A 14,795-nucleotide genomic window follows, 5' to 3' on the forward strand; every position below is an offset into this window, starting at 1 on the left:
CGAGAGCGCTTGGCTGAGGCCGAGCCAGGCTCGGACTAACGACCGCCGCCACACCGGGCAACCGGATGGCGGCGGTCTTTGTTTTGAGGCGCGCCGCATATATCCGGCGGCCGCGGTGGGCCAGAGGGCCCCGACGCCGACGCCTCCAAAGCCTAGGTGATGAGGAAGTTGCCATTGTGCAGCGTGCCAGTGGCGTTTTGCAGGCTAACGTCCATATCACTGGCGCCGTCGCCGTCGATATCGATCTGGAGGTAGTCGTTGCCAGGCCCAAAACTCTGCAAATGGGCCGAAGCCTGGTTGGCGCCGAGGAGCGCCGCACTGTCCACATACTCGATGTGACCGCCGGCGATGCTGATGCCTGAGAAGGTAAAGCTATCGTTGCCCGCATCGAAATTGTGAATGGTGTCGGCAGCACCGGCGGCGGAATCTGCGATGCTGGCGAAACGGAAACTGTCGTGGCCCGCACTGGCGAAGATCTCATCCGCGCCCGCGCCGGCAGTGATCGTCGTGTTGCCTGACGTATTGCCGATCGTGATCCTGTCGAAATTCGCGCCAGCATTGATGTTTTCGACGTTGCTTACCGTGATGTCGTAGACGTTCGCGTTGAAGGTCAAGCTGTCGTTGCCGTCGCCGAGATCGATCACGTTCGCCGGACTGCCGTTCAACGTCAGGGTATCGTTCGACGAGCTCCCGTTGAGCAGATTCACGTTCCAGAGATTGTCGAACGAATTGCTGCCTGCGGCGAGATTCAGCACGTTGGCTGTACCCTCGCCGAGATTGACCGTGACGCCGGACACGGTGTTCAGGAGTGTGACCGTGTCGTCCGATGGGTTGAGATTGCCGGTAAAATCACTGCCGTTGAGGTTTTCGACGCCAACGATGCTGAGCGAATTGACGCCGTTGGCGAGAGAAACCAGATCGCTGCCACCGCCCATGTCGATGGCAATGCCGTCGACATTATCCGTCAAGCTCAAGGAATTATCGCCTGCATTGCCGTTGATGTGCTCGACACCGACCGCGGCAAATGCAGCGAAGTTTCCGTTAAGGACGATGGTGTCCTCGCCATTGCCGAGGTCAATTGCGACCCCGTTCGCAGCAGAGATCGCACCGGTCACGCTGAGAGTGTCATCACCCGCGGTTCCGTTGACGTGATTGACATCGAAGATATTCACGAACGAGTTCGCGCCGGCGGCGAGATTCATCGTGTTGTCGCCGTTGCCGAGGCTGATCTCCAGGCCAGTGACTGTCGTCGACAAGTTGAGCACGTCATTGACGCCAGGCGTCGCACCGAAATCGGATCCGGCGATCCCCTCGACATCCACGAGGCTCAGCGTGTTGGTACCACCCACGAGGCTGAGATGGTCATTGCCGCCACCGAGGTTTACAACCAATCCGTCAGCGTTGTTCGTCAGGTTGACGAATTCGTCGCCATTGCTGCCGACCAAATTCTCGACGCCGGCAAGATTGAGCGTGTAACCGTTGCCGAAGACGCTGCCGTTGAGCAAGACAGTGTCCGCGACCCCGCCCCCCAGATTGATCTGATGGCCGAAGATGTTGCTCCCGATACGAAGATAATCGTCACCGGCCGTTCCGATGACGGGCGCACTGCCGGAGATCTGCTGTTGCGTCGAGAGATCAATCGGACTGCCCGAAGCACCCGACGACAGCAGCACGATGCCGTCGCTGAACTGCAGAACTTCGACATTGGTCAGGCTGTCGGTGCCGTCACGGCCCGCCGTATTGTCTTGAACCACAATCGGTCCAGGCGTCGTGACGGTGTATTGCGATTGCGTCCCGCTGAAGATCACCATGTCGGTGCCGGCGCCGCCGTCGATCGTGTCGTTGCCGCCCTGGCCGGTGATGCCGTCATTGCCGCCGCCGGCACTGATCGTGTCGGCGCCGCCACCGCCGAAGAAGTACTCGTCATTTGAGCTGCCGACCAACGTGTCGGCCAGATTGGAACCCTGAACGCTGTTGACGCCACCCGTGATGACGTCGGCGCCTGCGGCCCCGCTCACCACTCCCGTCGAGAGATCGACGGAAACGCCTCCGCTTGCCTGGGAGTATGAGACGCGCGTATTGCCGTTGCCGGTGACGGTATCATTGCCGAGGAGGCCTTCGAATAAATTGAAGGTACCGAACAATCCGACGAATGTCGCCGCATTGTAAGTGTCGGCCTGATTGCTGCCGGTCACACTGTTGACACCCGTGTAGGTGTCGGCGCCGATCGAGCTGCCGCCGGTTGCAGTTCCCGCCTGCAGGTTGATCGTCACGGCATCGGTCGCGCTGGCGTAAATGATGCGGGTGTTGCCGTTTCCGGTGATGGTGTCGTTGCCGGCCAAGCCTTCGAACTGGTTGAAATTGCCGTTGTTGCCGACGTTGTTGACGGCGGCATTCTGGAAGCCAATCGCACCAAAATTCGTCGCCGTGAAGACGTCGTTCAAAGTGGTGCCCTGCGCGCCCTCGATACCGCGGAACGTGTCATTGCCGATCGAGCTATCGCCGCTCGCAGTGCCGACCGTGAAGTCGATAGTTACCGGGCCGGTGGAGAAGTAGATATTGTTGTAACTGATAATGTCGAAGCCGCCGCGACCATCGATGGAGTCGTCACCGGCAAGGCCCGTGAACGTCTCGGTAGCTGCGGTGTTATTGCTTCCATAAAGGACATCGTTGAACATCGAGGCCATCACGGCATTGACCCCGCTGAAGGTATCGCTGCCGGTGGATGCGTCACCACTCGCCGTGCCCGCCAGCAGGTCGACCGTCACGAGACCGGTCGCATTGGTGAACGCGATACGCGTGTTGCCGTTACCGGTAATGCTGTCGTTGCCTCCCATGCCGATGAATTCGTTGAAGGTCCCGTTGGAGCCGGCATTCGTGCTGCCTGCACCGAAGCCGGTGGCGTTGAAGACGTCCGCGTCGTTCGAGCCGCGCACGGATTCGATCGATCGAAGCGTGTCGGTGCCGACCGTCGCGGCGTCGCCCGTCACGGTTCCCGCAGCGAGCTGAACGTTGATCCCGCCCACGGCTGCCGGATCGAGTGCGTAGTCCGCCCGGTCGAAACCGGCCCGGCCATCGATGGAGTCGTTGCCGGCGCGACCTTCGAAGGTCTCCACGGTCCCCGGTCCGTTGGTGCTGCCCAGCAACTGGTCGGCAAATCCGGAGCCGACGATGCCGGCAAAGCCCGAGCCCACCAGGGTATCGGTCCCGACCGAGCTATCTCCCGTCGCCGAATGCGCGGCCAGATCCACTGTCACGCTACCCGTCGCGTTGGCGTAAGAGATGCGCGTCAGCAGCGCACCCAGGCTGTTGGTGGCTCCCGTGATGTTGTCATCGCCGCCGCGGCCCTCGAATTCGTTGAAGCCGAGATTCGTGCCGGCAATGCCGGTGTTGCCCGCAAAGCCGGTCGCGTTGAACGTGTCAGCAAAGCTGCTGCCGACGATGCCCTCGACGTTCACGAGCGTGTCAGTTCCGACACCCGGACCTGTCACCGAGCCTGCGGCGAGACTTGCGGTAATGCCGCCCGTTGCATCGGTATAGTCGGCGCGGTCGAAGCCGAGGCCGCCGTCGAGCAAATCATTGCCATCGAGGCCTTTCAGGCGGTCGTTGCCGCCGAGGCCACTCAGGCTGTCGGCATAGGCCGTGCCGGTCAGCGTGTTCGCGTTGCCGTCGCCAGTGAGGTTGACGCCTTGCCCCAGGATGAAATCGGCCGCCGTGAGGTTCGAGAGCGTCACGTTCGAGAGCGTCAGGCTGTCGCCATTGCCGAAGTCGATGACCGTGTTCAGCCCAACCTGAGTGGCAAGCGCCTGAACCTGCGCAAAGCTGGAGACGCCCGCGATGCCCGTGAGGTCGATCTTGTCGGTCTGCGCCTGCAAGAAGTCGCCGATGGTGTCCGCGCCACCACCGGTGGCGTAGACGAAGGTATCGGCGCCGAGACCGCCACCGAGGAAATCGTTGCCTGCACCGCCGTTGATCAGGTCGTTGCCGTTGTTACCGAACAACTGGTCGCCACTGGCCGAGCCGGTGATCGTGTCGTTGAAGTTCGAGCCCGCGACGTTGGTCACCCCTCCTGTGATGGTATCGTGACCCACCGAGCCGTCGCCGTCCGCGGTACCGCCAGCGAGATTGACGGTCACACCCGACGTGGCGCTGCCGTACTGGATCTGGGTGGAGCCGTTGCCGGTGATGGTATCGTTGCCGGAGCCGCCCTGGAAGAAGTTGGCCCCGACGAAGCCGGCCGCGTCGAACGTGTCGTTGCCGCTACCGCCGACCGCACTGTTGACGCCTGTGAAGCTGTCATGGCCGGTCGAGGCATCGCCACTGGCCGTGCCTGCCGTGAGGTTGATGGTCACGCCGGACGTCGCATTCCCGAACAGGATCTGCGTGTTGCCATTGCCGATGATGGTATCGTCGCCGCCCTGGCCCTGGAACGCATTGAACCCGACGAATCCCGTCGCGTCGAAGCTGTCGGCAAGATTGCTGCCGGTTGCGCTGTTGACACCCGTAAAGCTGTCGTGCCCGACTGAGGCGTCGCCGCTGGCGGTTCCGGCCTGAAGGTTGACAGTCACCCCGTCGGTCGCATTGGCATAGATGATGCGGGTGTTGCCGTTGCCGGTGATGACGTCATCGCCGCCCAGGCCCTCGAACTGGTTGTAGCTGCCGTTGTTGCCGACGTTGGAAGCACCGTTCTGGCCGTAGCCCGTTGCGTCGTAGCTGTCGGCGTAGCCGGTGCCCTGAATGCCCTCGATCGAACGCAGCGTATCGCTGCCGATCGACGCATCGCCGGTCGCCGTGCCCGCCGCCATGTCGACGGTCACACCGCCCGTGACCGTGCTGAGGCTGTTGTAGATGGCAACGTCGAACCCGCCGCGACCGTCGATGTAATCGTCGCCGCCAAGGCCGGTGAAGTTGTTGTTGAAGCTGCTCCCGAGCAGCGTGTCCGAGAAGGTCGAGCCCTGCACGGCGTTGACGCCGGTGAAGGTGTCGGTTCCCTCGGTCGCACCCGTGGCACTGCCGGCGACGGTGACTGCATTCGTCGTCCCGACGGCGCTGGTCTCGAGGTCGACGCTGACGCTCGAGGCGGCGATCTGGTAGTTCAGGCGGGTGAAGCCGTTGCCGATGATGGTGTCGTTGCCGCCGGCGCCGGCGAAGTCATTGAAGGCCCCCGAGGAGCCGACATTGGTCGCCCCGGCCTGACCGAAGCCGGCCGCATCGAAGGTGTCGTCAAAGTTGGTGCCGCGGGCGGCCTCGACGTTGCGCAACGTGTCGGTGCCGACGGTCGCATCGCCGTTCACAACGCCTGCGGCAAGGTGAACGTAGATGCCTGACGTCGTCGTCGTATCCGAATTGTAGGTGACCTGGTCGTAGCCGCCGCGGCCATCGATATAGTCGTCGCCGCCGCGACCCTCATAGGTCTCGTAGGTGAAGGCGGCATTGTCGCTGCCGTAGATGGTGTCGTTGTAGGCCGAGGCCCAGATGGTCGAGACATTGGAGAAGGTGTCGTGACCGACGGAGGCGTCGCCGTCGGCGGTGCCTGCGCCGATGTCGACCGTGACGGCACCGGTCGCGCTCAGATAGGACAATCGCGTCACCGCCTGCCCCAGGGCGTTCAGATCGCCAATGACGCTGTCGTCGCCGCCACGTCCTTCGAACTCACTTTGACCGGCTGCCACGCCGGGCAGGCCGGTCGAGTCGGTAAATCCAGCCGCGTTGAACGTATCCGCAAAATTGCTGCCGACCGCCCCCTCGATACCAACGAGCGTGTCGGTTCCGACGCCCGATCCTGAGGCGACGCCTGCTGCCAGATTGACCGTGATACCGCCGGTCGCGTCGGTATAGACGGCGCGGTCGAAGCCCGCTCCGCCATCCAGGAGGTCGCTGCCACCCAGGCCCTGAAGGCGATCGTTGCCGCCGAGGCCGCTGATGGATTCGGCATTTGCCGTTCCGACGAGGCTGTTGGCGTCGTCGTCGCCGACGATCGGCGCGGCCGGCGTTCCGAACAGGAAATCGCTCGCCGTCAGGCTGCTCAGAGTGACGTTCTGAAGCGTGAGCCCGTCACCGGAACTGAACGTGATGATCGTGTTCGGGCCGCTCTGCTCCGCGTGCGATTGCAGATCGGAGAGGCTATAGATGCCGTAGACTCCGGTCAGATCGATCTTGTCCTGGCCATGGACGAAATCCTGGATGAAGTCGAAACCACCGCCGCTCGCATAGACAAAGGTGTCTGCACCGGCTCCGCCGCTAAGGAAATCGTTGCCGGCTCGGCCATCCAGCGTGTCATTGCCGCCGCTGCCGGAGAGGCCGTCATTGCTGGCGCTACCGACGATCGTATCGTTGAAATTCGATCCGAAGACGTTGAAGACGCCCCCGGTGATGGTGTCATGGCCGACCGAGCCGTCACCGTCAGCCGTACCCGCGGTGAGATTGATGGTCACGCCGCTGGTCGCGCTGCCATACTGAATCAGGGTGTTGCCGTTGCCGGTAATGCTGTCGTTTCCGGCGTTGCCCTGGAATGAATTGAAATTCGCGTTGACGCCGATGAAGCCCGTTGCGTCATAGACGTCATTGAAATTGCTGCCGATGGCGCTGTTCACGCCGCTGAAACTGTCGTGGCCGACTGACGTGTCGCCGCTGGCAGAACCGGCCGCGAGATTGATGGTCACACCGCCGGTGGCGTTGTTGTACTGGATCTGGGTCGTGCCGTTGCCGATGATCTGGTCGTCGCCCCCCTGCCCCTGGAACGAGGTCCCGCTCGGGCCAGAGAATCCGGTCGCGTCGAAAATGTCGGCAAAGTTGCTGCCGAGGGCACTGTTGACACCGGTGAAGGTGTCGTGACCGATTGAACCGTCACCGGTAGCGGTGCCGCCCACGAGATTGATGGTCACGCCGCCGGTGGCGTTGGCGAAAATGAGGCGAGTGTTGCCGTTGCCGGTGATGACGTCGTCACCGCGCAGCCCTTCGAACTGGTTGAAGGTCCCGTTGTTGCCGATGTTGTCCCCGGTCACGCCGTAACCGGTCGCGTCATAGGTATCGTTGAAGTTTGTGCCCTGAATGCCTTCGATCGAACGAAGCGTATCCGTGCCGTTCGAGACATCGCCGGTGACGATGCCGGCCGCCATATTGACGGTGATGCTCCCCGTGGTGAAAAAGATGTTGTTGTAGGACGACACGTCGAAGCCACCGCGGCCGTCGATATGATCGTTGCCGGCAAGGCCGGTGAAGGTATCGTTGGTCGCGCCGCCGTAAAGGGAATCATCGAACATCGATGCTTGGACGGCGTTGACGCCCGTGAAATGATCGGTGCCGACGGATGAATCACCGGTGGCGATGCCGGTCACGAAGTCGATCTGGACGCCCGCCGTCGCATTGTTGAAACCGAGCCGCGTAAAGCCATTGCCGGTGATGGTGTCGTCGCCACCATTGCCGGTGAACTCGTTGAACGTCCCATTCGAGCCGGCATTGACGCTGTTGGAGCCGAAACCGGAGGCATTGTAGGTATCCGCGAAGTTGGTGCCGCGGATTGCCTCGATCGCGCGCAGCGTGTCCGTTCCGACGGTGGCGTCGCCGGTCACGATGCCGGCTGCCAGATTAACCGTGATTCCCGTCGCCGTGGTCGGATCGACGTTATAATCGACGCGGTCGTAGCCGCCGCGGCCGTCGATATAGTCGTTGCCGGCAAAGCCCGCGTACACCTCCGCGGTGAACATCGGATTGTTGCTGCCGAGAATCGTGTCGTCATGGGCCGAGCCCCAGACGCCGTTGAAGCCGGAACCGACCAGCGTATCGTGGCCCACCGACGCATCACCCTGCGCATAGCCGGCCGCGAGATCCACGGTCACCGCCCCGGTCGCGCTCACATAGGAAACGCGCGTGAGCTCCGCCCCCTGGCTGTTGGTATTGCTGATGATGGTGTCGTCGCCGCCCTTGCCCTCGAACTCGTTGTAGCCGACGGGGCTGCCCGGAACACGCGCGTCGCCGGTGAATCCGGCGCCGTTGAATGTGTCGGCGAATTCGCTGCCGATGGCGGCTTCGATATTGACGAGCGTGTCCGTATCCACTCCTGCGCCGGACGCTGTTCCCGCCGCGAGATTGATCGTGACTCCGCCGGTCGCGTCGGTATAGACGGCGCGGTCGAATCCTGGGCCGCCGTCGAGAACATCGTCACCGGCACCGCCCGTGAGATAATCCTTGCCCGCGCCACCAAAGAGAATGTCGTTCCCGGCGCCGCCGCTGATGCGATCGTTGCCGTCCTGACCGTCGATGAGATCGCTGCCGCTCCCACCCGAGAGCACGTCATCGCCGAGCGAGCCGAACTGGGCGCTGCCGACGGGCGTGAGCACGGCATTCTCGACCTGCTGGTCAAGGTTGTCGACGTAGAGAGTGGTGAGCTCAGTCACCGCCTCCGGGTCGGAAAAGTTCGTCGCGGCCAATTGGTCGGCGGCCGCGCCTTGAGCGACCTGGCCGGCCTGCGCCAGTTCAGTGACGTTCGTCGCCGACTGAATGCTGTCGTTCGCGGCAGCAACGACCTCGATAACCGTCGCGGCAGCCGCCGCATCGACGCCGGAGGACACCACCACGCTCTGCACCGTTTCCTGCGAGCTGAGATCGAAGGGCAGTGGATTGTCCGGATCGGCCTGAGCGGTCGCAACCGCATCCGCAATTGCGGCTATGACCGTATCCGGCGCAACGCCGACGGCCGAGACCTGCGCCACCGTGCTCTGGACCTGGATGGCCGCCGCAAGCACCGCGGTCGCCGTTGGATCGCTATTCACCGCGTCAGGCACCGGATCGTACGACCTCAAGTCGATACCGGTGAGGTCAAGGTCGAAGGCGGCGGCCACGGCGCTCATGGCCTGGTCCGCCGTCAGCGACGTGCTGTCGATCAAGGCAGCGACCAACGTCGTCAGCGGAGTGATGACGGTCGATCCCTCCGGCGCCCTCAGCACCCCAGCGACCTGCAGTCCCGTCGAGATGTCGACACCGCCGATGCTCACGAGTGGACCGGATCCGCCGGACAGCGTGAAGCTGCCGTCGGCTCGGGTCGTCGTGAACGCCTCGCCCGCATCGAGAATTCCGTTGTTGTTGGCGTCTGCAAAGACCGTGGCTCCGCCGATGTAGCCGTCGATATCCAACGCGTTGATTTCGTTGGCGCCGGGCGTCACGGTCAGCGTGAGCTCGGCCGAGTTCGACGCCTGATGCACGCCGTCGTCGGAGGTGGCCGTGACCTTCAGCGTGAACGGGGTCGTGCTGCCGACGGCATTGTGCGGGATCAAGACGATCTCGGAGATTGAATCGCCAGTCACGAGCCAGGTGCCGTCCCCGATTGCCACGCCGTTCTCAACGTCAAACGTCGTCGGCACACCTTCGATCTTGACCGACAGGGTGCTGCCTTGGTCGACTTTGCTGGCCGCGACGTTGAGCGTGATCTCTCCGTCGGCGGCGCCAGATGCGTCCTGAACGCTCAAGCTCGGCGCGTCCTGCGCGCCGTGAATATCGAAGCTGATGTCCTTGGTCGTGCCGTCGGCCGACGTGACGGTGAAGGTCTCCGTCTTGGTATCGCTGGCACCGAGATATTGGATCGCTGCGTTGTCGACCGAATAGGTGTAGTGACCGTCGGCAGACAGTGTCACCGCACCGAGATTACCCGATGCCGTAATCACGCCGGCCTGGAATGCGGCCTGGTTCTGGTCGGGATCGCTGATGGACAGCTGCCCCGATGCCGTCAGCTGGCTGTCCTCGGTGACGTCGTGCTCTGCAGGATCGCCTATCGCGGCTACGTCGTTGGCGCCCGTGATGTTCACCACGATATCAGAGGTGGCGCTGCCGTCGGCCGAGGCGACCGTCAGGGTGTCGGTGACGTGCTGCCCTGCGACGAGCGAATCCGATTTCGCAGGATCGAGCGTATAGGTCCAGGCACCGGTCGCTGGATTGAAGGTGAAGTTGCCGTAGGTGCCGGCCAGGGAGGCCGGGGCGGCGAAATGGTCTTGGCCGCTGTCGAGGTCGTGCACCGCTAGTTGGCCCGACGCGTTGGGATCGCTGGACACTGCGTCGGCAACGCCGCCGGCCTCGATCACCGAAATATCCTGGCTCCCTGACACGGTGATCGTGGCCGCGTCGTTGCTGCCGGTGACGGTCACCGTGAGCGTCGACGAGCCCGTTCCTCCGTGGTTATCGGCATTCGTGTAGGTGAACTGATCCGTTACCTGCTGGCCTTCGGCGAGCGCCTGCACGGACGCACTGGAATTGTTGAGCGTATAGGTGTAGGCGCCGGTCGCCTTGGTGACGACCAGCGTTCCATAGGCGCTGACGACGGTGATCGTGGTGCCGTTGTCGGTGCCTCCCGCTACCGCCGACACGATGTGGGTGTCGCCGACATCGGCGTCCGTGTCGTTTGCGAGCAAATTGCCGCTCGCAACCGTCGTCGCATCCTCCGTGACGGAGACGATATCTGCGACTGCGACCGGCGCATGATTGGTCGCGCCTTCGATGACGACCTCGACCTTCTCGATCGAGACGATGGCCAGGTTGAAGCTCCTGAACGCGTAGTCCGCGCTGCCATAGCGCGCGATAAGCGCCTGGATTGCCGCAAGATCGGACCTGAACGAAGCCGAGTTCGCCAGTTCCTGCGTGACGACGAGGCGGAGCGTGTCCTGGCCCTTGCCGCCGTCATAGATATCGCAAGAACCCACATTCTCCGAAACGCGGTAGATGAGGGTATCGTTGCCATTCTCGCCGCTGACGATGTCAAGACCCGCGCCGCCGTCGATGACGTCGTCGCCGTTGCCGCCGCCGATCAGATCGTTGCCCGTCCCACCGAGTAGCGTATCGTTGCCGTTGCCGCCGAAAATGAGGTCATTACCGGTGCCGCCATCCACCGTGTCGTTGCCATTTCCGGCGTCGATCAGGTCGTTGCCCGCACCGGCGTTTATACTGTCATTGCCGTTGCCGCCCTGAATGAGATCATTGCCTGCCCCGGCGTTGACGGTATCGTCGCCGTTTTTTGCATTGATGACGTCAGCCGCGTTAGTGCCGGCGATCTGATTGCTTGCGTCGGTGCCGTTGATGATCATGGCGGTTCATCTTCCTCGATAGGGCAACAGGCATTGCTCGCGAGCGCGCGGAAGCGGCTTGCGTTATGCGGATGGAGAAATCTTCAATCGTCGATGGTGGAACGCGATATGGACGCGACGCGTAACGTCGTGCGGTCCCTCATGGTGAGCCCCTTCGTAACCTCTTTGATTTTTCAAGTTCGCCGTCAGCCCAACGGCGCGAGTTGGAAATGAACTGGTCTTGTTATTGTTCTACTGAAGTACCGTTCGACGAGGCATCGTGATGCAGCATCGAACGTCGAAGTCGTATCGCGGACCGTCAAAAGGTTTTTGACAATTGCAAATTGTTTCCATTGTTGCGCGACAGCGTCAAGACAGCACAGCTGCTAACCTTAAGCAGGACGCGAACCGAACACTGCAGCTGCGAAATCATGCGTTTCCGATTTGCGACGGCCGGCCATCTCACCGAGCCAGAGCATCGACGCGTCGCCGGGCCACGGCGCAATCCGCACCGAAATGAAATGTGCGCGCTCTCCACCTTTCGCGATCGGACCAGATCGCTCAAGCTGCTGATAAAACGAATTGCTACCGTTGATAGCGCCGGCCCCCGGGCCGCGTCGCGTGCTGCAGACCGCACTGCGACACTCTGACGCGCCGAGGCGTCCCCACAGAAACAGAGCATGAGCGGAAACCGAAGACCTGCAACAAACTGGCTCAAGGCCTTAATTCCTGGATCAAAGACTATTCCTCGCCAATGGAATAGCGCTGGCACGTCTCGACGCATGACCCGAATGGGTCATTGAGAGATTGCTGGCGCCGCCTCACGGCGGCGATCTCATTAGACTTTCGTCGACCGCGATTCTTCAGGAAAAGCAGGCAACAGGGCTTGCTTCGAGCTGCCGCCTCACGAAGCATCCCGGACCAGGGAAGCGCGTTCGAGGGGCCCAATGTCGGTTGTGGGCCTTCTGCCGGCATGCAACGAAGCTCGCCGGCTGCAACGAATGCCTTGGGCACGGCGGAGGGGGGCCGCTCTTGAGGACCAATAAGATAGACGATCAAGAATTGTCGAAGGTCATCGATCGGCTTGGCGAAGCCGCCGTGAATCCGGATGCGTGGCGCGACATCATGGATGACATCTGCAAGGCGGTCGGGGCGTCGGCGGCACTACTGCTTCAGAGCGACATCAGGACCCCGGACGTCCCACGCACCGAATCGATCGACGAAGGGACCCAATTCTACTTCAGGAACAACTGGCATCTGAGGGATCCCCGCGCCAGGGGGTTTCCGCGCATGATGGCGGGCGAGGTCGTCACCGACCTCGACGTGATGACCCTGGAGCAGATTCGCTCCGATCCCATGTACAACGAGGTGCTATTTCCATTCGGATACCGTTGGTTCGCCGGCATAGGCTTCTGGGCCGACACCGCAGCATGGGCATTGACGATCCAGCGAACCGGACCCGAGGGCATGTTCGAGGCCCGCGACAAGCAATTGCTCGCGCAATTGGCGCCGCGCCTCACCGAGACCGCCACGCTCGCGACCGCCGTCGGCAGGGTCGCACTGACGTCGATGACCGACGTCCTCAGCCGTGTTCGACAACCTGCATTAGTCCTCAACCGAGAGGGAATGGTCCTGCGCACGAACGAGGTGGCCGACTATGGCTTTGACGATGAGATCCGCATCAGGGAGCGGCGTCTCGTTCTGCGCGACAAGCAGGCAATGACGAAGCTCGATCAGCTGATCAGCTTGATCCGGTCTACCCCTGATGCCGCCGCTATCCCCGCCTCTCCGATCCTCATTCGTCGGACGACAAAGCCGCCGGTTGTCTTGCGCATACTGCCAGTGGATGGCGCCGCGCGTTCCGTCTTCCTCGGAGCGCGTGCCGTGCTGATCCTATCCAACCTCGTCCCGCGCGCTGCGCCAGACCCGGCGCTCATCGGCCAAGCCTTCGACCTCACACGAGCCGAATCTCGATTGGCCGCGCTGCTTGCAACTGGCGCATCGATCGACAGCGCCTCCGAACACCTCGGCATTTCGCGCGAAACGGCTCGCAATCACCTGAAAGCGATCTTCTCGAAGACGGGAGCGCACCGCCAGTCGGAGCTGGTCACTCTCGTTTCTCAACTGGCATGAGCGGGACGTTACTATCAACGCTGCAAGACTCTTCGGCGTCCTCAAACAAAGGTCGCTACAGGTCCAGCTGGTTACGCAATGCGTCACGCTCTTCGAAGAGTTCTCGGAGTCGCTGAGCATTGTCGGATTGCATCTCCTGCCACTCGATGCGATCCTCCGCGGTCCACAAGTAAGACTCGCGATTGAATCGGTCTTTTTCTGCCTTATCAAATTCCATGTACAGTTTGATATCGCACTCAACTTGGTCAAGTTGCTCTCGAAGAGTTCTTGGCATCAGCCGTTCCCTCGGCTCTGCCTCTAGCCCACTTTTGATCTTTGACGCTATCGGTGCGGCGATCAATAGGCCTTCTCTCCCCACGGATGACACCCTCAATCTTATTTAAAGTTGTGTGGTCGGCGTGGCTCTCTCTGCGTCAATCCTTGGCCCGAACGATCAACAAGTCGGCCCTGTATAGGCCGCCTGCTGATGAACGCGTCACTCCAAGCTGCCGTAGCATTGTCCAGAATTATTCACTTACGATTTCAACGTATGCAAAGTGAAGAGTGATCGGTGTTTTTGAACCGTCCAATATGATGCGGAGGCTTTTGGGATGATATCCAGCACCAATCAAAGTCCCAGTTCTGCCAGACAACCGTGGCCCGGCAGATGGTCTTACCTCGATGCGAGCACCAACAGTAAATTGCTCTTTGATCGAGAGAGATTCTTGCATCGCTGATGCCTGCACCAAATTCCGGGTTTACTCGATCCAGGCTACGGCTTCTTCGTCGAAGCGCCGAAGACGCTGGCTTGCCATTTCATCACCAGGCGCGGTCCAACAAGGATTTCCTCGTCGGCGACTTTCGCTCAGCCCGCCGCTGTTGCTTGCGGACTCGCGAGCCGAAGGCAATAGTGACCTCACTTAGTAGCAAGCGTATTTTGCCCCCGGCCTGCATCCCTTCTTAGCGCCCTTGGCTTTGTCGGGTGTGTTTTGCTGAGCCAGCGCTGGTGGCGAATAGAGCGGCGCCACGGTTGAAATCGCGAATAGAATTAGAACTGTGAGCATGATCGATTTCATCGAAGACACCCCTTCTTGACCCGCACAGATTTATCTGCCATTTTAAATCCGACGCATTGATATAAAGTATTTAAAAACACCTCTTCAAGAGCTATTTTCAAATATCGTACTCATTCCCGCCCGGATGGAAGATGATGGACGAGAAGATTGTCCGTTTGCGCACATATCAGAAGAACATAGATCGGTATGTGCGCCTACTCGAAACGACGCTGACCGAAGTTGAACGGCAGTACATTGAGAGGCGCCTAACCGAAGAACGATCGGCTATGGCACTGCTGTCTGCCTCGTCGCTTCAGATGGCCATCGAGGCTAACGTTGCCAATCAGGCATGCAATCGCCAGCCCAGCTTCAACGCCGCAGAATAGAGCTAACATCGGTCAACCGAGATCCGCTGTGCAACTGCCCCGCAAGTGAGGATGCACAGAGATCCGGGCAACGACGAATGCACGAATCTGCGCAAGCGGCTGCCGTCCGCAACTCTACGCCAGCATGGCCGGAATCGGGCCCGGTGCCAAAAGCCGGTATTTTTTTGGTCATTGCATCGGTGACGCGCGCGCCG

At 61.4% G+C, this 14,795-nt stretch carries 4 protein-coding genes; 2 read left to right on the forward strand and 2 right to left on the reverse strand.

Features of this window, described 5'->3' with window-relative positions; all coding sequences use genetic code 11:
• Window positions 1-152: 152 nt before the first annotated feature.
• Window positions 153-11,069: a VCBS domain-containing protein gene (locus ACR9YP_RS37155; RefSeq protein ID WP_474218376.1), complete on the reverse strand. Its 10,917-nt coding sequence runs from the start codon at window positions 11,067-11,069 to the stop codon at window positions 153-155.
• A gap of 1,041 nt (window positions 11,070-12,110) precedes the next feature.
• On the opposite strand from ACR9YP_RS37155, the gene ACR9YP_RS37160 reads away from it, so the two are divergent.
• Window positions 12,111-13,181: a helix-turn-helix transcriptional regulator gene (locus ACR9YP_RS37160; protein ID WP_474218377.1), complete on the forward strand. Its 1,071-nt coding sequence runs from the start codon at window positions 12,111-12,113 to the stop codon at window positions 13,179-13,181.
• Window positions 13,182-13,236: 55 nt separating this feature from the next.
• Here ACR9YP_RS37160 and ACR9YP_RS37165 read toward each other — a convergent pair whose 3' ends face one another.
• On the reverse strand, window positions 13,237-13,521 hold the full coding sequence (locus ACR9YP_RS37165; RefSeq protein ID WP_245471518.1) for a hypothetical protein: 285 nt from the start codon (window positions 13,519-13,521) through the stop codon (window positions 13,237-13,239).
• A gap of 846 nt (window positions 13,522-14,367) precedes the next feature.
• Here ACR9YP_RS37165 and ACR9YP_RS37170 point away from each other — a divergent pair.
• Window positions 14,368-14,601, forward strand: coding sequence for a hypothetical protein (locus ACR9YP_RS37170; RefSeq protein WP_091894168.1), 234 nt, complete (start codon window positions 14,368-14,370; stop codon window positions 14,599-14,601).
• The last annotated feature ends 194 nt before the right edge of the window (window positions 14,602-14,795 follow it).

The sequence above is a fragment of the Bradyrhizobium sp. BR14999 genome (assembly GCF_056106085.1).

What these genes read in the sequence shown, in the direction of transcription:
- ACR9YP_RS37155 (WP_474218376.1), bottom strand. Translation starts at nt 11,069, where the DNA reads ATGATCATCAACGGCACCGACGCAAGCAATCAGATCGCCGGCACTAAC.
- ACR9YP_RS37170 (WP_091894168.1), top strand. Translation starts at nt 14,368, where the DNA reads ATGATGGACGAGAAGATTGTCCGTTTGCGCACATATCAGAAGAACATA.